Here is an 18,514-nt window from a genome sequence, read left to right as displayed (position 1 = left end):
ACTATTCATGCCCTCTATTAGAAAAAGTGGCTTTAATCATCCACTATGGCGTTGCCGTTTGCGATTCCAGTGATACCCCAGGGACTTCACTCAGCTTCACAGGTCTTCCCCGCTCCATGGACATTTTTGCTGCCAGCGCAATTCGTTCTGCCTGTACTGCATCGTGGCCATCTACGATAACTGGTGTATCATGGAGGATTGCATCGATAAAGAGAGCTGTCTCCTGTACATACGCTTCATTGTAGCGTTCCAGGAAAAAGTGTAACGGTTTGTCGCGCATGAGCCCGGCCGCTGTACTGATCTCAGCCGTATTCGGATGATCATTCGCCGCTGCGGCGCTGCCCATTGAGCCAAATACTTCAACACGCTGGTCATACCCGTATACAGCCTGACGACTATTATCAATGACACCAATCGCTCCATTGGCAAAAGTCATCGTTACAATAGCTGTATCCACGTCACCATGTTCCGCAAAAACCGGATTGATCAGCACATTGCCCTGAGCGTACACTTCTTCCACTTCACTCCCGGACAGATAACGGGCCATGTCAAAATCGTGGATCATCATGTCCATGAAGATCCCGCCAGATACCCGGATATACTCCGCAGGCGGTGGACTCGGGTCGCGAGACGTAATTTTGATAATATGCGGATCACCAATCGTACCATCCTGCACATGTGCACGTATCCGTCTGAAGTTGTGATCAAAGCGACGGTTAAATCCAATTTGCAGCTTCACACCAGCCTTCTGAACCGCTGATACAGCTGCTTGGGTCTGTGATAGATCCATGCTAACCGGCTTCTCGCAGAAGATGTGTTTGCCCGCCTGAGCGGCCTGTTCAATCAGCGGCACATGTGTATCAGTTGAAGAACAGATCAGCACCGCGTCTACATTAGGCATCGAGATCAACTCGCTGCTGTCCGTCGTTACAACAGGGATGCCACGACTGGAGGCCCAAGCCTCCAAATCAGGACCTGCAAACAAGTCACTGATTCCCACAATCTCGGCATGCGGGTTGCGCAGGAGATTGTCTGCATGAATTTTGCCGATCCGTCCAGCACCGATGATGCCAATTCTCACTTTGTCCTTGCCCATTCCGTTATCCTCCCTATGTGCGTCCATATGGGCTAGGCGTTCCCTTAGCCCGAGTGATGCTCTGGTTGTTACCAGCGCGCCGTTACCATCTTCTTGCGAGTGTAGAATTCAACACCATCCGTGCCATTAGCGTGCAGATCACCATAGAAGGACTTTTTCCAACCGGAAAACGGGAAAAATGCCATTGGTGCAGGTACGCCCAAGTTAATACCCAACATGCCCGCATCAATCGTTTCACGGAATTGACGCATACTCGCTCCGCTGCGGGTGAACAGACACGCTCCATTGGCAAAGTCGGAACGATTCGCCAGCTCAACGGCTTCCTCCAGCGTAGACACTCTTGCCACCGAGAGTACTGGAGCAAAGATCTCATCCTGCCAGATTTTCATATTGCTATCAACTTGGTCGAATACCGTTGGCCCTACAAAATAACCGGATTCACCTGTCGCCTGATCCTTACGTCCATCCCGAATCAAGGCCGCGCCTTCCTGCTCTCCGGATTCAATGTAACTGAGTGTGCGTTCTTTATGTGGTCCACGGATGACAGGACCGAGGAACACGCCCTCATCCATACCGTTACCAATGGTAATGCGGTCTGCTGCTTCCACCAGCTTTTGTACCAGTTCGTCAGCCACATCGCCCACAGCCACAACAACCGAACATGCCATGCAACGTTCCCCTGCTGAGCCAAAGGCTGCACTGGTAATCTCTTTCACGGTTAAATCCAGATCGGCGTCCGGCATAACGATGGAGTGGTTTTTGGCGCCAGCCAGTGCCTGTACCCGTTTGCCATGCTTGGATGCAGTGGTGTAGACGTATTCAGCCACAGGTTGTGATCCGACAAATGAGATCGCTTGAACATCCTTATGTTCCAGCAACCCGTTCACGACATCATGTGCACCGTGTACGATATTGAGCACGCCATCCGGAAGCCCTGCTTCCTTGAACAGCTCTGCCAGGCGGCCTGCCAGTAGTGGTGTACGCTCGGACGGCTTCAGGACAAACGTGTTACCACACGCAATAGCCAGCGGGAACATCCAGCACGGCACCATCATCGGGAAGTTGAATGGGGTAATCCCCCCAATTACGCCGATTGGGTAGCGGTACATGCCCGACTCCAGTCCTGTCGCGATGTCAGGCAGTTGTTTGCCCATCATCAGGTTCGGGGCACCTGCCGCGAATTCGACGCACTCAATACCACGCAATACCTCGCCGTACGCTTCGGCGTAGCTTTTACCGTTCTCCAGCGTCACCAGGCGAGCGAGCTCTTCCCAATGCTCTACCAACAGCTGCTGGTAGCGGAACAGAATACGTGCACGGCGTGGAACCGGTGTGCTGCTCCATGATTTGAACGCTTCTCGTGCTGTCTGAACCGCCAGATCCACGTCCGCTTGTTCGGAGAGTGGCACATGTGCAATAACCTCTTCTGTAGCCGGATTCACAACCGGCTCCGTACGAGTTGCCACTGGGGTTACCCAGGCACCTCCGATCCAGTTTTGTACCATTGTCGCTGTTGCAGACGCTTCAGAAATTCCTTTTCCCATAGCCCTGTCTCCCTTCACTTATGTGTGATCCCGTATGTTCAACTTATATCATTGATGTTGATCTGTATGAGTGTGTTATTCAAAGTATTGCAACGAGCTTCAAGACACGGTGATCTCGCCCCGATTGCAACGTTCAATGTAGTCATTCACCTGTTCCACCGTTGGCATCGCATCCGAACAACTGTGGCTCGAAATGACGATACTTGCTGCGCCACTGCCATACGCCATGCTGCGCTCAATCGTCCAGCCCTGCATCAATCCATACAGGAACCCGGCCGCATAGGAGTCGCCTGCACCAAACGTTTTGACCACTTTTGCCGGATAGCTGTCCGCACGGTGAGAAAGCCCTTCGCGTGTATAAGCAATGGAGCCTTCCTTGCCGTGTTTTATTACAACAATATTCGCTGAGAAATCAAACCATTTCTGTGCAGTTACCTGATCGCTATGATCCGGATTGTGGTCGAATGTCTCCATCATGTCGAACTCTTCACGTGTACCCAGGATGATATCGCATTTCTCGGCTGCGAGGTTATAATAGACCGCTGTCTCTTCGTCCGATGTCCAAGTGTATGGGCGATAGTCCAGATCAAACACAATAACCGTGCCATGTTTTTTCGCATACGTTAGTGCCTGTAATACGGCTTCACGGGATGGGCTCTGCGCGAGGGCTGTGCCTGAGATTAGCAGCACTTTGGAGTCAGCAATCAACTGCTCTTGCACCTCTTGCGCCTGTAATAACAGATCAGCTACATTGTCCCGGTACATCAGGATACTGCAATCCGTTGGGCTTTTGATTTCGGTAAAAGCAAGCCCCGTCACCGCTCCGGTGTCATCTGTAACTACATTTGATGTGTCGATGCCGTTCTTCTCCAAATAACTCTGGATGAATCTGCCCATCTGGTCATTGGCGATCTTACCGATAAAAGCCGTCTCCATACCCAGTCTGGACATGCCAATCGTAATATTGGCCGGAGAGCCGCCAACATACTTCGTGAACGTCATCGTCTCTTCCATCGGGCGATTGATCTCATTAGCGTTCAAGTCGATGCACAAGCGGCCAATCGCGGTGAAATCCTTCTTCCTGGATACCGGAAAGGATACATAAGTCATTGCATGTGAGCCCCTTTCTGTGGCGGGATTTTCCATGTTGTATATGGATATCTAGACTAGCTACTCATTCCATCGTAAGAACTTGTAAACGGCTAGAGTAGGTCAGTTTTATTTTCCAATCGTAACATTATACTCTTGCTGGCCTTCTTCCTTTTTCACTTCATAGGTGTGCCTCTGACCGCTGCAATGCTGAACGAATCAGCTGTGTTGGTATAACGATTCCATATAGTTCAAAGATCGCTTCGCATACTCATACGGGTTATGAATCGCAGGGTCCTGTTCTCCTTCAAGCATCGCCCAGCCATCGTATCCTCGTGTGATCAGTTCTTGCAGAATTGGTGCAAAATCAATGCATCCATCTCCTGGTACGGTGAACACACCTCTACGAATACAGCCGACAAAGTCAGATTGCTCCGCGCGTGCTTCATCCAGCACATGCGGGCGGATATCTTTCAGATGGATATAAGCGATCCGATCATAATGTTTGCGCAGCAGTTCAAGTGGATCGGCTCCGCCATAGTAGGCATGACCTGTGTCATAGAGTAGATACACGAGAGAAGGGTCCGTCAACTCCATCAGTCGATCAATCTCATCCGGTTGCTCTACCACTGTGCCTCCATGATGATGGTACGTAAGCTTCAACCCATGTTCACGTGCAATAGCTCCTGCTTCGTTCAACCCTTCAGCAAGGATATGCCATTCAGATTCATTGAGTCTGAGTACTTCTTTTTCATTCGGTGTCCGTCTTGGATCAAAATGAAGTGACCCGCCTACTTCGGCCGTACTGATCACCTTACTGCCCATTGATTGCAAAAATTCCGCATGTCTGCGATAACTGTCCAGCTCTGACTGACGATACGCCGGATCGGAGAAAAGTACTGATTTCCACTGAGAGACCAGCTTGATATTCCTTTTACTCAATTCCTCACGCAAAATAGTAGGATCGGTTGGATATTTGCGTCCCATCTCTGTGCCTGTCAGCCCAAGACGCTGAATGTCATCCAGAATCTGTGCACACGTTGTCGCATCACCATGCTCCTTCACATCTTCACCGACCCAATTGATCGGATGAATCCCAAGCTGGAATGGCAGCTTGCTCATTGCTCCACGTCTCCTTTGTCGTTCAACATTATGGTTCACTATATTAAACCGGATTAAATCGGTCTTGCTTTGGCACGGTTGGCTTGCATCGTGTGATGAGCATGAACTACCTTTTCCTCGGCAGATACTTCTGGAACACCTACATTCCACCACGACTCGTATCCACCTGCGTTGCTTCCAGGCACGACCGGAATCTCAATTAACGTACTCACTGTTTCGTTCTTCGCATCTCGGAGTGCCTGTTCCAGCTGTTCTGCTGTCTCCGCTCTATAGGATTTTGCTCCCATACTTCGGGCGTGAGCTGCAAAGTCCATTGGCATGTAATCCCCGGTCAGTCGTCCACTCTCGGATTCCCGATAACGGAACTCATTGCCGAACCCGTCACTACCATGTTCCCGCTGCAAATTATGAATACATTGGAATCCATTGTTGTTGAATAAGAGAACGGTCATCTTCTTCTGTTCCTGCAAACTGGTCACAAACTCCGAATGCAGCATCAGATAACTGCCATCACCGACCATGGCGTACACTTCACGATCCGGCTCGGCAAGTGCTGCTCCGAACGCTCCACTTACCTCGTACCCCATACAGGAGAATCCATACTCCATGTGATACGTCTTTGGTTCAGCCGCACGCCACAGACGATGCAGGTCTCCTGGCAGACTGCCTGCCGCACACACAATAACGGAGGAAGGATCAATCGTCCGATTAACTATGCCGACTGCTGTAGTCTGTGCCAGCCCTGCTTCATGTTGAGCTGCATACAGCCGATCCACTTCTGCATTCCACTCAGCGCGGAGATCAGCGATTTCAGATGCACCATATGCACTGCGGTATTGTCTTTGCTGCAATTCCTTCTGCAAAGCCTGCAATCCTTCGCGAGCATCTGCCAGAATGGCTTCCCCGCCTAACTTGGCGGCATCCATGCCGTTCAGGTTAATGTTGATGAATGAAGCTTCCGGATGTTGAAAAGCAGAGCGGGACGCCGTCGTAAAATCGGAGAAACGAGTACCGACGCCGATCACCACATCCGCTTCTCTCGCCAGCCTGTTGGCTGCTAGAGAACCTGTAACCCCGATGGCCCCCACATTCAGTGGGTGGTCCCAAGAAACTGCGCTCTTGCCCGCCTGCGTCTCGGCGATCGGAATACCAAATGCCTCGGCGAACTCCACGAGTTGGGCGGACGCCTCAGAGTACAACACACCGCCGCCTGCAACGAGCAGCGGCTTGCTACCACGAGCAATCTGCTCCGTGGCCCGTTCAATGGCTGCCTGTACCGGGGGGCGACGGTCCAGATAATGTACTTTGCGGGCAAAGAACGATTCAGGATAATCGTACGCCTCTGCCTGCACATCCTGCGGTAGCGCGAGCGTAACAGCTCCCGTCTCTGCCGGGTCGGTAAGCACACGCATGGCCTGTGTAGCAGCAATCATCAGCTGTTCGGGACGAACAATGCGATCCCAGTACTTGCTGACGGCTTTGAATGGATCAGTGGCTGAGATTGTATAATCACTGCTCACTTCCAACTGCTGCAGTACCGGGTCTGGTTCCCGTGTAGCAAAGTTATCTCCTGGAAGCAATAAAACCGGAATCCGGTTCACCGTTGCAGTAGCCGCTGCTGTAATCATATTCAAAGCACCAGGTCCAATGGATGTAGTGCATGCATAGATCTGTCTACGGTTCTTCTGCTTGGCATAGGCCGCTGCCGTATGCACCATACCTTGTTCGTTCTTCCCTTGCATATACGTTAGGCTTCCCGGACTGCGCTCCAGCGCTTCTCCAATGCCTGTTACGTTGCCATGTCCAAAAATACCGATGATTCCCTTCACAAACTTGGTTTCCACCCCGTCAACCGAGATATATTGCTGATCCAGGTATCGAAGCAGTGCCTGAGCCATCGTTAGTCGAATTGTTTTCATGAGTTTGATCGCCGTCCTTTCCTTTACGGGTTAAGCGCTTAATCTACGTTAAGTTTAAACGCCTTACCCCTAAAGGTTAAGCGCTTAATTGATATGGTATTACAGGTTAATGATTTACGCAAGCTATTTTTGTAAGCGTTTTTATAAAATGTGATAAAGAAGAGTATATCCAGGCGTTATACGGTGCGTTAGATCTGTTCCATTTGAATAGCGTCCACAATTAACAAGGACAAATTTAAGGTGGGGAAATTTATGCAAGTGCGGAATACATCCTGGTACAGGATAAAGAGCCATATACTCTCTGAGAGCACCACGTACTAAATTACCAATAAACCTATGAATGCAAAAAAAAGAAAGAGACGGTGAGTACCATCTCTTTCTTTTAAATATTTAAGCGGGTGATGGGAATCGAACCCACGCTATTAGCTTGGAAGGCTAAAGTTCTACCATTGAACTACACCCGCATAACAACAATCGGGATGACACGATTTGAACATGCGACCCCCTGGTCCCAAACCAGGTGCTCTACCAAGCTGAGCTACATCCCGTTATCTATACCGGCGAGAGGACTCGAACCTCCACGGTTTCCCACTCGATTTTGAGTCGAGCGCGTCTGCCATTCCGCCACGCCGGCAAAATATGAAGTTATAATGGCGCGCCCTGAGAGATTCGAACTCCCGGCCTTTTGATTCGTAGTCAAACGCTCTATCCAGCTGAGCTAAGGGCGCAAAATATTGGAGCGGAAGACGGGAATCGAACCCGCGACCCTCGCCTTGGCAAGGCGATGCTCTACCGCTGAGCCACTTCCGCAAATAAGGGATGCGCGTGGAGGGACTTGAACCCCCACGTCAAAGACGCTAGATCCTAAGTCTAGTGCGTCTGCCAATTCCGCCACACGCGCATATAATGGTGAGTCATGAAGGGCTCGAACCTTCGACACCCTGATTAAAAGTCAGGTGCTCTACCAACTGAGCTAATGACTCATAGAAAACTGGTGGAGGATGATGGATTCGAACCACCGAACCCGTACGGGAGCAGATTTACAGTCTGATGCGTTTGGCCACTTCGCTAATCCTCCAGGATTACATGGTGCCGGCGAGAGGACTTGAACCCCCAACCTACTGATTACAAGTCAGTTGCTCTACCAGTTGAGCTACACCGGCGTATTACATGGTGTTATAAATGGTGGCTCGGGACGGAATCGAACCGCCGACACGAGGATTTTCAGTCCTCTGCTCTACCGACTGAGCTACCGAGCCTTACTAGAATAAAAATGGCGGAACCGACGGGATTCGAACCCGCGATCTCCTGCGTGACAGGCAGGCATGTTAGGCCAACTACACCACGGTTCCAGATCACTTTCTCAAGGAAAGTATAATTGCGGGGGCAGGATTTGAACCTGCGGCCTTCGGGTTATGAGCCCGACGAGCTACCGGGCTGCTCCACCCCGCGTCGTTATAAAGTTATATGGTGGAGGCTGAGGGGATCGAACCCCCGACCCTCTGCTTGTAAGGCAGATGCTCTCCCAGCTGAGCTAAGCCTCCATTTTATGACCCGTAGGGGATACTCTCACTTCGTTCGAGACTGCGAAGCTGTTGCTATCGAAGTACATCCTCCGACGAACCTTTGGGATTCTCATCCCTTGTTGAAGCAATAGGTATTGCTATGACCCGTAGGGGATTCGAACCCCTGTTACCTCCGTGAAAGGGAGGTGTCTTAACCCCTTGACCAACGGGCCTTACTGGCTCCCCGAACAGGGCTCGAACCTGTGACAACTCGATTAACAGTCGAGTGCTCTACCAACTGAGCTATCAGGGAATGGTGGAGCCAAGCGGGATCGAACCGCTGACCTCCTGCTTGCAAGGCAGGCGCTCTCCCAGCTGAGCTATGGCCCCATACTCTGGTGTATTTCTTTGTTGTGGTCTTGCTATGGGCCCTGGTGGACTCGAACCACCGGCCTCACCCTTATCAGAGGTGCGCTCTAACCAACTGAGCTAAGGGCCCTTATCAATTTTCGAAAAAAAATACCCCATTGGGGTTTCGCTTGGCGGCGTCCTACTCTCCCAGGACCCTGCGGTCCAAGTACCATCGGCGCTAGAGGGCTTAACGGTCGTGTTCGGGATGGGTACGTGTGGAACCCCTCCGCCATCGCCACCAAACGCGTAGCTTACATTTCAGAGTGTTGTTCTCTGAAAACTAGATTCGAAACGAAACATGCGATTTAGAACTTGCTATTGGATAAGCCCTCGACCGATTAGTACTGGTCAGCTCCATGCATTGCTGCACTTCCACCCCCAGCCTATCTACCTCGTCGTCTTCAAGGGGTCTTACATACTGGGAAATCTCATCTTGAGGGGGGCTTCACGCTTAGATGCTTTCAGCGTTTATCCCGTCCGTACATAGCTACCCAGCGGTGCTCCTGGCGGAACAACTGGTACACCAGCGGTACGTCCATCCCGGTCCTCTCGTACTAAGGACAGCTCCTCTCAAATTTCCTACGCCCACGACAGATAGGGACCGAACTGTCTCACGACGTTCTGAACCCAGCTCGCGTACCGCTTTAATGGGCGAACAGCCCAACCCTTGGGACCTACTTCAGCCCCAGGATGCGATGAGCCGACATCGAGGTGCCAAACCTCCCCGTCGATGTGGACTCTTGGGGGAGATAAGCCTGTTATCCCCAGGGTAGCTTTTATCCGTTGAGCGATGGCCCTTCCATGCGGTACCACCGGATCACTAAGCCCGACTTTCGTCCCTGCTCGACTTGTAGGTCTCGCAGTCAAGCTCCCTTATGCCTTTGCACTCTTCGAATGATTTCCAACCATTCTGAGGGAACCTTTGGGCGCCTCCGTTACTCTTTAGGAGGCGACCGCCCCAGTCAAACTGCCCACCTGACACTGTCCCCGCACCGGATTACGGTACCAGGTTAGAACCTAGATACGATCAGGGTGGTATCCCAACGTTGCCTCCACGCAAGCTGGCGCTCACGTTTCAAAGGCTCCCACCTATCCTGTACAGATCGTACCCAAATTCAATATCAAGCTGCAGTAAAGCTCCATGGGGTCTTTCCGTCTTGTCGCGGGTAACCTGCATCTTCACAGGTATTAAAATTTCACCGGATCTCTCGTTGAGACAGCGCCCAAGTCGTTACGCCATTCGTGCGGGTCAGAATTTACCTGACAAGGAATTTCGCTACCTTAGGACCGTTATAGTTACGGCCGCCGTTTACTGGGGCTTCGGTTCACAGCTTCGGGATTACTCCCTAACCACTCCCCTTAACCTTCCAGCACCGGGCAGGCGTCAGCCCGTATACTTCGCCTTACGGCTTCGCACAGACCTGTGTTTTTGCTAAACAGTCGCTTGGGCCTTTTCACTGCGGCCCCCTCGTGCTATTCACACTACCGGGGCACCCCTTCTCCCGAAGTTACGGGGTCATTTTGCCGAGTTCCTTAACGAGAGTTCTTCCGCGCGCCTTAGAATACTCTTCTCGCCTACCTGTGTCGGTTTGCGGTACGGGCACCTTCACCTGGCTAGAGGCTTTTCTTGGCAGTGTGAGATCATGACCTTCGCTACTATAATTTTCGCTCCCCATCACAGCTCAGCCTTAATGATGTGCGGATTTGCCTACACATCAGCCTCACTGCTTAGACGGACATCCATCAGTCCGCGTCACTACCCTACTGCGTCCCCCCATTGCTCATAACGGCTTACGGTGGTACAGGAATTTCGACCTGTTGTCCTTCGACTACGCCTTTCGGCCTCGCCTTAGGTCCCGACTTACCCTGAGCGGACGAGCCTTCCTCAGGAACCCTTAGGCTTTCGGCGGATCAGATTCTCACTGATCTTTTCGTTACTCATACCGGCATTCTCACTTGTATAATGTCCAGCGCTCCTTACGGTACACCTTCAACCCTTATACAACGCTCCCCTACCCCTGATGCAAAGCATCAAGCCATAGCTTCGGTGGTGTGTTTAGCCCCGTTACATTTTCGGCGCAGAGTCACTCGACCAGTGAGCTATTACGCACTCTTTCAATGGTGGCTGCTTCTAAGCCAACATCCTGGTTGTCTGTGCAACTCCACATCCTTTCCCACTTAACACACACTTGGGGACCTTAGCTGATGGTCTGGGCTGTTTCCCTTTTGACAATGGATCTTAGCACTCACTGTCTGACTCCCGGAAGTAAGTCTATGGCATTCGGAGTTTGACTGAGCTTGGTAACCCTTGCGGGCCCCGCACCCAATCAGTGCTCTACCTCCACGACTCTGTTTTCCGAGGCTAGCCCTAAAGCTATTTCGGGGAGAACCAGCTATCTCCGAGTTCGATTGGAATTTCTCCGCTACCCCCACCTCATCCCCGCATTTTTCAACATGCGTGGGTTCGGGCCTCCAGTGCGTGTTACCGCACCTTCACCCTGGACAGGGGTAGATCACCCGGTTTCGGGTCTACGTCCACGTACTCATTCGCCCTATTCAGACTCGCTTTCGCTGCGGCTCCGGCTCTTCACCTTAACCTTGCACGGGAACGTAACTCGCCGGTTCATTCTACAAAAGGCACGCCATCACCCCTAAAACGGGCTCTGACTTTTTGTAAGCACACGGTTTCAGGTTCTATTTCACTCCCCTTCCGGGGTGCTTTTCACCTTTCCCTCACGGTACTGCTTCACTATCGGTCGCTAGGAAGTATTTAGCCTTGGCAGATGGTCCTGCCGGATTCATACGGGGTTTCACGTGCCCCGCACTACTCGGGATCCGTCTCGGAGGGAACAGACTTTCAACTACAGGGCTTTTACCTTCTTTGGCGGGCCTTTCCAGACCTCTTCGCTTAACCGGTTCCTTTGTAACTCCATGTGAGACGTCCCACAACCCCAAAGAGCAAGCTCTCTGGTTTGGGCTTCTCCGCGTTCGCTCGCCGCTACTGACGGAATCACTATTGTTTTCTCTTCCTCAGGGTACTTAGATGTTTCAGTTCCCCTGGTATGCCTCTACATAACCTATGTATTCAGTTATGAGTAACTGGAAATTACCCCAGCTGGGTTTCCCCATTCGGACACCCCCGGATCAAAGCTTGCTTACAGCTCCCCGAGGCAGTTTCGTTGTTCGCCACGTCCTTCATCGGCTCCTAGCGCCTAGGCATCCTCCGTGTGCTCTTAGTAGCTTAACCTCGTGCTCCGGTTTCGACTGCTCGCTTCCCTTGTTTTGCTTACGCAAAGCCAAAAGTCGCTCCCATTCGATACCATCGTACGTGCAATCTACCTTATAAAAACACTTCACTTGTTTACACAAGATCAGCTTAAAGGAATGTTCTAATTCGCGTTTGTTTCGTTTCGATATCTAGTTTTCAAAGAACAAGCTCCATGCAAAAGCAAGCTGTTTTGAGAGTTTGAGCTCTCAAAACCGAACAACGAGTGAGTAGTTTGTGCAGATCTAGTCTGCTATTTGAATGTTTCCACTCGGGAAACGATTCTCCATAGAAAGGAGGTGATCCAGCCGCACCTTCCGATACGGCTACCTTGTTACGACTTCACCCCAATCATCTATCCCACCTTCGGCGGCTGGCTCCTTGCGGTTACCCCACCGACTTCGGGTGTTATAAACTCTCGTGGTGTGACGGGCGGTGTGTACAAGACCCGGGAACGTATTCACCGCGGCATGCTGATCCGCGATTACTAGCAATTCCGACTTCATGCAGGCGAGTTGCAGCCTGCAATCCGAACTGAGACCGGCTTTGTTGGGATTGGCTCCATCTCGCGATTTCGCAGCCCGTTGTACCGGCCATTGTAGTACGTGTGTAGCCCAGGTCATAAGGGGCATGATGATTTGACGTCATCCCCACCTTCCTCCGGTTTGTCACCGGCAGTCTATCTAGAGTGCCCATCCGAAATGCTGGCAACTAAATATAAGGGTTGCGCTCGTTGCGGGACTTAACCCAACATCTCACGACACGAGCTGACGACAACCATGCACCACCTGTCTTGAATGTTCCGAAGAAAAGGTACATCTCTGCACCGGTCATTCAGATGTCAAGACCTGGTAAGGTTCTTCGCGTTGCTTCGAATTAAACCACATACTCCACTGCTTGTGCGGGTCCCCGTCAATTCCTTTGAGTTTCAGTCTTGCGACCGTACTCCCCAGGCGGAGTGCTTAATGTGTTAACTTCGGCACCAAGGGTATCGAAACCCCTAACACCTAGCACTCATCGTTTACGGCGTGGACTACCAGGGTATCTAATCCTGTTTGCTCCCCACGCTTTCGCGCCTCAGCGTCAGTTACAGCCCAGAGAGTCGCCTTCGCCACTGGTGTTCCTCCACATATCTACGCATTTCACCGCTACACGTGGAATTCCACTCTCCTCTTCTGCACTCAAGTCACCCAGTTTCCAGTGCGATCCGGGGTTGAGCCCCGGGATTAAACACCAGACTTAAATGACCGCCTGCGCGCGCTTTACGCCCAATAATTCCGGACAACGCTTGCCCCCTACGTATTACCGCGGCTGCTGGCACGTAGTTAGCCGGGGCTTTCTTCTCAGGTACCGTCACCTTGAGAGCAGTTACTCTCCCAAGCGTTCTTCCCTGGCAACAGAGCTTTACGATCCGAAAACCTTCATCACTCACGCGGCATTGCTCCGTCAGGCTTTCGCCCATTGCGGAAGATTCCCTACTGCTGCCTCCCGTAGGAGTCTGGGCCGTGTCTCAGTCCCAGTGTGGCCGATCACCCTCTCAGGTCGGCTACGCATCGTCGCCTTGGTGAGCCGTTACCCCACCAACTAGCTAATGCGCCGCAGGCCCATCCCCAAGTGACAGATTGCTCCGTCTTTCCAGTTTCCTTCAGGCGAAGAAAACAACTATTCGGTATTAGCTACCGTTTCCGGTAGTTGTCCCAAACTTGAGGGCAGGTTGCCTACGTGTTACTCACCCGTCCGCCGCTAACCATCAGAGAAGCAAGCTTCTCATCAAGTCCGCTCGACTTGCATGTATTAGGCATGCCGCCAGCGTTCGTCCTGAGCCAGGATCAAACTCTCCAATAAAGTATTGAAAAGAGCGATAAGCTCATTTTGAATCTGACGAGATTAAAAATCTCATTTGTGCTCCAGCCGATTCAAGCCAAGGCTTATCTCGAACTTTCGCGTTCATTCTGCAAGCAGAATGTTTACTCACTCGTTGTTCAGTTTTCAAAGATCAAACTTGTTTTGTTACCGAGCGTTGTTCTCCTCAGCAACTTTTATATCATAACACTTCCGATCCAACTTAGCAAGCTCTTTTTTTAAGTTTCTTTCGAAGCTTATTTGTTTTGCCTGCGGCACTTTGTTTCTCGTGTTTTTTTGGCAGGAAATAGAATATATCATATACACAATACAATTACTACTTGTAAAATATCCCATCAGCAAACTAACTATATATTTGATTCAATCTCTTCATAATCTCTTTTTCCAATGGCAATATCCTCTTACTATATCCTATATACACTCACCAGTCTAACCTGTCTCAATATAGGTTGTGAACAGACCCATTCAACATCATTACATTCGTTCTATAAAATAAGAAACATAATACCTCTACTCAATAACGCTGCTATCTATTCTGTCGGTATCAAATCTAATAAATGAACTCCATAGCCTGTGGGCTTTATATAGATTGTGCTTTTCACTTTTTATACTATTAGTCTTTAAATCTGCCCATCACTATCGTGTCATGATACTGTCCATCCGCGTGTCGCCGATCCTTTTTCAAAATGCCTTCGATCCCAAAGCCGCACTTTTGATATAGCTCGATTGCCTTATCGTTGGATGCCAGCACGTTCAACGTCATCTTCTCTACACCAGTCTGGTCTGCCCATTCTATCGACTTCTCCAGCAAGTTCTTGCCAATTCCATGTCCCCAGAACTGTCTGGTTACACACACGCCGAACTCAACCTTATGGCAAAAGCGCTTCAACTCTCTGCCTTCACATCGGGAGTACCCCACAATCTCTCCCGCCTCTACAGCAACAAGGAACAGATTCCGTGATTTCTCAGTGTCCAAATGGATGATCCGCCTAAACCCGGCTGCGTCGATATAAGCCTCGCCCTCTTCACGATCCATGTTCTCGGTTTCCCCGTCCATTTGTACACGAAGTGAAGACAGGGCCTCAGCATCTTTTTCCTCTGCCAATCTAATGAAGTAAGACAAGCCTTTAATGTTATATTCCTGCTGATTGATAATCATAAGAACCATTCCGCCTCTTCCACTTTATTTAAAATACTTTAACTGTATCACTCTACCCCACCTCAGACGGACTCTTGCCCGTCAGCATTTTGAACACCTGGCTGAAATACGTCGCATTACGGAACCCGGTCATCTCGCTCACCTCATATACCATGTAATGTCCCGACTGCAACAGTTCCAACGCTCTCTGAATTCGGTACCCGTTCAAATAACTCACAAAATTCTCACCGGTCACTCTTTTGAACAGTTGACTCAGATACTTCGGATGTACAAATAATCCCTTGGCTATCGCTTCAAAACTAATCTCTTCGGCATAATGCAGCTCCACATACTGTTTCACCTGCTCGATAAGTTTATTGCTTTTCTTCTCGCCCATCTCCTTGCGGATCTGTTCCAGCCAGTTGCAGATAATACGATCCATCCAGCTTACCAGATCATGCAACGCATATTTCGATTGAATTTCACGCAAAAAATCACTCATCGTCAGCGGCGGGGGTAACATCGGGTGAAGTCGGTTCCAGCTATGAATCAACGTGTCAAACAGACTGACGGCCACCACCTGTACATCCTGTATGCCAACACAGTTGCCCTCTTTCAGCAAAAGGCAAATATGATGCCATACCTCTTCCGCCAGATCAGGTCTAATATCCGCCCAAGCCTCATTCCATTGACGAAGCAATACTGAATAATCGGTCACACTTGGTTCTGTATCCTCGGACGCTTCATAGTGGTAGATACGACTTCCACCTTGAAACTCTGCTGTTTCCACCGCTTCCCTGCTCTCGAGATAAGAATCTATCACCTCACAGGGGTGACTCTTGGATCTCCCGATTCCAGCACTCACTTCAATTTTCAGATACGTAAAGATCTGATCGATCATCCGCTCCACAAGTGGCAGACATTCCTCCAGATGATCTTTATCTCCTAATAGAAGCAACACAAATACCTGATCCGAATAATCAACAATCTCTACCTGACCATTCATGCGCGCCGCTTGCTCCTTCACCGTCTCCTGAATAATATCGGCCGCCCCATAGCGAAGAAGCTGCCAATCCCGTTCTTTCATTCGTGTCAAAAATACGGGGCGATTCAGTTGCAGACTAATTGCGCGTGTCTGTGAGGACATATGAATGCCTATATAGTCCATGCGTTCTTTAGGCAGCTCGTCTGCCCGATATCGCGTAGTCAACAGTTCGTGAAGAAATTGTTTGCGCAAATACGGAAGTACCCGTCCGACCTCCTGCTTGTACGTCTGCTCCAGTCGCTCATGCCGCTCTCGCACATCTTGTTCCAGTAGCACCTCCCGCAGCACAGACTCAATCTCCTCAACCTCTGCCGGCTTCAGCAAAAAGTGATTCACCCCCCAGCGCATGGCTGCCCGGGCGTTCTCGAATTCGTCATATCCACTAAGAATGATGATCGGCAGGTGGGGATGGTCACGTCGCAACGTCTGTGTGATCTCAAGCCCGGTCATCCCCGGTAGATAGACGTCAGTCATAACGACATCTGGATGCATGCTGTGAAACAGCTCCAGTGCATGCAAGCCATTGGATGCAGTGCCTGCAATGCTGAGGCCCAGAGAAGGCCAATCGATATGATCTGTTAATGCCTTTACAATATGAGGATCGTCATCAACAAGCATAATGGTCTTCATCACTTTTCACCGTCCAGCCATAGATTTAATTGCTCGTCGGTCTCAATACGCGGCAGCGTAATGGTCACTTCCACGCCACCTGACTCTCTATCGCCCAGTTGAACGCCATACCTCTTCCCGCAATATAACTGAATGCGCTGATGTACATTCCGTACACCGATGCCACACGTCTCTTCGAGTTTCCACCCCTCCGGCAACCCCCGCCCATTGTCCGTGATACGAATGACGATATCCTCCTGCGGGCCTTCCACTTCGTGCATATGTACCTGAATTCGAAGTGTGCCTTCTTCAGGGTGCCCGTGCATAACGGCATTTTCGATAAAGGGCTGCAAAATGATTTTGGGAATATAACAACCGCGAATACGCGGATCGATCTGCTCCTGATATTGAATGGAGAACGGCAGCCGCTCTGCCTGTATGTTCACGTAGCAACGGGCATGCTCCAACTCATCTCGAACCCGAATAAACAATCTCCCTCCACTCAGTCCGATCCGTAACAGCTTACTGAGCTGCACAATCATGCGACTGATATCCTTGGCTTCGTAATCGAGTGCACGCCAGTGGATCATGTCGAGGGTGTTGTATAGAAAATGGGGTTTGATCTGGGCCTCAAGCAAGCCCGTCTGGGCTTCACGCTTGGCCCGGCTCTCCTCCTTCACCTGTTCCATCAGCGTTGTGAGCTGTGAAGCCATGTGATTAAAGCCATAAGCCAAGTGGGCATATTCCTCCGTAAACGAAAGCTGTACCCGGGTATCGAAGTCCCCTTTCTCCAGTTGTCTCATTCGCTTGATCAATTGTCGCAGTGGGCGGATGATCTGCCTTACAAACAGGTACGCAAGCACAGCTGAGCATAATAGTCCCAGCACCGCGATGCCGAGGATCTGCCAGCCCGCTTGTCTAAGCGGAGATAACAGTGTATATACCGGAATAGTCTGTACGAGGCGCCACTGAAGCATGGCTGGCCTGGAGTACAGCACCAATTGTGCACCTCCGGGTTGTCCGGAAACTACTTCGTATCCGTCTGCACCTGGTTGGACATGTTCCTGAATCCATGCACTATCTATAATAGAAGAAGATGAATTTAAAGCTTCAACCGTTTCTTGAATTGTACTCGCTTCATTTCTTCTATCCGCTCGTCCATTCTCCCCTGTTGGATCAACTCTCCCCATCTGCATTACGACATTACCAGCCGTATCGACCAACAACACTTTTCCATCAAGCACCATGGGTACATCAGCAAACCTGCGTACGATGTCCGCTCTGCTCAGTCGAATGAGCACATAGGCAACCGTTCCGCCCCGACTATCAAAAATCCGCTGAGCGTATCCGACCAGGGATTGGCCCGATTCGTTCTCACGCAACGGAACCCAAGCTGCATCAGCCTTTTCCAGCGTAGCAAACCAAGAGTCGTGTGTGATGGTGTCCACCGGAAATATGCGATCAGCCATAGTGACTGTCACTTCATTAAAGACATCCGTATACAATTCAATGGAGGTGATGCCTTCACTCACAACCATGGTATGATCCAGGATTCGAGAGACCTCTCTCCGCTGGTGAATCTGTGAAAGCCTGCCTGTATCGGCCTTTTCGAGCAGATTGGACAGTTCCCGATTGCTTGCCAAACCGTAGGCAGTTCCGGTTACCCCTGTGATAAAATCAAATCCCCGACGTGTGCTTTCGTTCAGAAGAGCCAGACGCGCTTTGCTAATCTCGGCAAATGTGACCGCAGAGAAAGACTGATATGCCAGCCAGACAACAACCGAGACAAGCAACAGGTTAAACGCAATAAAGCAAGTCACCATCAACGTGGAGAGCTTGCTTTGTTGCAGCTTTTGATTAATGAATGAAGACCATCTTCCTTTCCCCATGGAAAAATCAACTCGTTTC

The 18,514-nt window shown here is 50.5% G+C and carries 8 protein-coding genes, 17 tRNA genes and 3 rRNA genes; all 28 read right to left on the bottom strand.

The genetic code is table 11. The annotated features are described in order from the left end of the window. Positions 1–43: 43 nt before the first annotated feature. Positions 44–1,096, bottom strand: coding sequence for an inositol 2-dehydrogenase (gene iolG / locus MHI14_RS28575; protein WP_289390885.1), 1,053 nt, complete (start codon positions 1,094–1,096; stop codon positions 44–46). A 68-nt stretch (positions 1,097–1,164) separates the two neighbouring features. Then, positions 1,165–2,640, bottom strand: coding sequence for a CoA-acylating methylmalonate-semialdehyde dehydrogenase (locus MHI14_RS28570; RefSeq protein WP_341131846.1), 1,476 nt, complete (start codon positions 2,638–2,640; stop codon positions 1,165–1,167). Between the two features lie 99 nt (positions 2,641–2,739). Then, entirely contained in the window at positions 2,740–3,750 is a 1,011-nt protein-coding gene (iolC, locus tag MHI14_RS28565) for a 5-dehydro-2-deoxygluconokinase (protein WP_339311763.1), read from the bottom strand. A 198-nt stretch (positions 3,751–3,948) separates the two neighbouring features. Further along, positions 3,949–4,851: a myo-inosose-2 dehydratase gene (gene iolE, locus MHI14_RS28560; protein ID WP_339311761.1), complete on the bottom strand. Its 903-nt coding sequence runs from the start codon at positions 4,849–4,851 to the stop codon at positions 3,949–3,951. A gap of 53 nt (positions 4,852–4,904) precedes the next feature. Further along, positions 4,905–6,770 (bottom strand): 3D-(3,5/4)-trihydroxycyclohexane-1,2-dione acylhydrolase (decyclizing), encoded by a 1,866-nt coding sequence (iolD, locus tag MHI14_RS28555; protein WP_341131845.1) that lies wholly within the window; start codon positions 6,768–6,770, stop codon positions 4,905–4,907. A gap of 393 nt (positions 6,771–7,163) precedes the next feature. Further along, a tRNA-Gly gene (locus tag MHI14_RS28550) sits at positions 7,164–7,234 on the bottom strand. A 10-nt stretch (positions 7,235–7,244) separates the two neighbouring features. After that, a tRNA-Pro gene (locus tag MHI14_RS28545) sits at positions 7,245–7,318 on the bottom strand. Between the two features lie 7 nt (positions 7,319–7,325). Continuing rightward, a tRNA-Leu gene (locus MHI14_RS28540) sits at positions 7,326–7,404 on the bottom strand. A 17-nt stretch (positions 7,405–7,421) separates the two neighbouring features. Beyond that, a tRNA-Arg gene (locus tag MHI14_RS28535) sits at positions 7,422–7,498 on the bottom strand. Positions 7,499–7,505: 7 nt separating this feature from the next. Further along, a tRNA-Gly gene (locus tag MHI14_RS28530) sits at positions 7,506–7,580 on the bottom strand. 10 nt (positions 7,581–7,590) lie between these two features. Beyond that, a tRNA-Leu gene (locus MHI14_RS28525) sits at positions 7,591–7,671 on the bottom strand. A gap of 6 nt (positions 7,672–7,677) precedes the next feature. Beyond that, positions 7,678–7,753, bottom strand: a tRNA-Lys gene (locus tag MHI14_RS28520). Positions 7,754–7,762: 9 nt separating this feature from the next. Then, positions 7,763–7,848, bottom strand: a tRNA-Tyr gene (locus tag MHI14_RS28515). Positions 7,849–7,857: 9 nt separating this feature from the next. Further along, a tRNA-Thr gene (locus MHI14_RS28510) sits at positions 7,858–7,933 on the bottom strand. 20 nt (positions 7,934–7,953) lie between these two features. Continuing rightward, positions 7,954–8,029 (bottom strand) — tRNA-Phe (locus MHI14_RS28505). Positions 8,030–8,044: 15 nt separating this feature from the next. After that, positions 8,045–8,122: transfer RNA gene (locus MHI14_RS28500), tRNA-Asp, on the bottom strand. Positions 8,123–8,148: 26 nt separating this feature from the next. After that, positions 8,149–8,222 (bottom strand) — tRNA-Met (locus tag MHI14_RS28495). A 16-nt stretch (positions 8,223–8,238) separates the two neighbouring features. Further along, a tRNA-Val gene (locus MHI14_RS28490) sits at positions 8,239–8,314 on the bottom strand. Between the two features lie 122 nt (positions 8,315–8,436). Continuing rightward, positions 8,437–8,508: transfer RNA gene (locus MHI14_RS28485), tRNA-Glu, on the bottom strand. A gap of 4 nt (positions 8,509–8,512) precedes the next feature. Continuing rightward, positions 8,513–8,588 (bottom strand) — tRNA-Asn (locus MHI14_RS28480). A 1-nt stretch (position 8,589) separates the two neighbouring features. After that, positions 8,590–8,665: transfer RNA gene (locus MHI14_RS28475), tRNA-Ala, on the bottom strand. 35 nt (positions 8,666–8,700) lie between these two features. Beyond that, positions 8,701–8,774: transfer RNA gene (locus MHI14_RS28470), tRNA-Ile, on the bottom strand. Positions 8,775–8,812: 38 nt separating this feature from the next. Next, positions 8,813–8,929: ribosomal RNA gene (rrf, locus tag MHI14_RS28465) — 5S ribosomal RNA — on the bottom strand. Between the two features lie 75 nt (positions 8,930–9,004). Continuing rightward, a 23S ribosomal RNA gene (locus MHI14_RS28460) occupies positions 9,005–11,933 on the bottom strand. Between the two features lie 310 nt (positions 11,934–12,243). Beyond that, positions 12,244–13,796: ribosomal RNA gene (locus MHI14_RS28455) — 16S ribosomal RNA — on the bottom strand. The 16S, 23S and 5S rRNA genes sit together here with 17 tRNA genes alongside, the layout of an rRNA operon. Positions 13,797–14,427: 631 nt before the next feature. Further along, positions 14,428–14,973, bottom strand: coding sequence for a GNAT family N-acetyltransferase (locus MHI14_RS28450; RefSeq protein WP_091038769.1), 546 nt, complete (start codon positions 14,971–14,973; stop codon positions 14,428–14,430). Positions 14,974–15,025: 52 nt separating this feature from the next. After that, complete coding sequence (locus MHI14_RS28445) at positions 15,026–16,627, bottom strand: response regulator (RefSeq protein WP_091038746.1); 1,602 nt, start codon at positions 16,625–16,627, stop codon at positions 15,026–15,028. Next, positions 16,627–18,495, bottom strand: a complete 1,869-nt coding sequence (locus MHI14_RS28440; protein WP_091038745.1) for a sensor histidine kinase — start codon at positions 18,493–18,495, stop codon at positions 16,627–16,629. Before MHI14_RS28440 ends, MHI14_RS28445 begins: the two co-directional genes overlap by 1 nt. Between the last annotated feature and the right edge of the window lie 19 nt (positions 18,496–18,514).

Source organism: Paenibacillus sp. FSL K6-2393 (genome assembly GCF_038002545.1).
Lineage (GTDB): Bacteria > Bacillota > Bacilli > Paenibacillales > Paenibacillaceae > Paenibacillus.
Note: the sequence above shows the minus strand (reverse complement) of the source record. Positions and strands in the feature narration are given on the sequence as shown.

What these genes read in the sequence shown, in the direction of transcription:
- iolD (WP_341131845.1), bottom strand. Translation starts at nt 6,770, where the DNA reads ATGAAAACAATTCGACTAACGATGGCTCAGGCACTGCTTCGATACCTG.
- MHI14_RS28440 (WP_091038745.1), bottom strand. Translation starts at nt 18,495, where the DNA reads ATGGGGAAAGGAAGATGGTCTTCATTCATTAATCAAAAGCTGCAACAA.
- iolG (WP_289390885.1), bottom strand. Translation starts at nt 1,096, where the DNA reads ATGGGCAAGGACAAAGTGAGAATTGGCATCATCGGTGCTGGACGGATC.
- MHI14_RS28570 (WP_341131846.1), bottom strand. Translation starts at nt 2,640, where the DNA reads ATGGGAAAAGGAATTTCTGAAGCGTCTGCAACAGCGACAATGGTACAA.
- iolE (WP_339311761.1), bottom strand. Translation starts at nt 4,851, where the DNA reads ATGAGCAAGCTGCCATTCCAGCTTGGGATTCATCCGATCAATTGGGTC.
- MHI14_RS28445 (WP_091038746.1), bottom strand. Translation starts at nt 16,627, where the DNA reads ATGAAGACCATTATGCTTGTTGATGACGATCCTCATATTGTAAAGGCA.
- MHI14_RS28450 (WP_091038769.1), bottom strand. Translation starts at nt 14,973, where the DNA reads ATGATTATCAATCAGCAGGAATATAACATTAAAGGCTTGTCTTACTTC.
- iolC (WP_339311763.1), bottom strand. Translation starts at nt 3,750, where the DNA reads ATGACTTATGTATCCTTTCCGGTATCCAGGAAGAAGGATTTCACCGCG.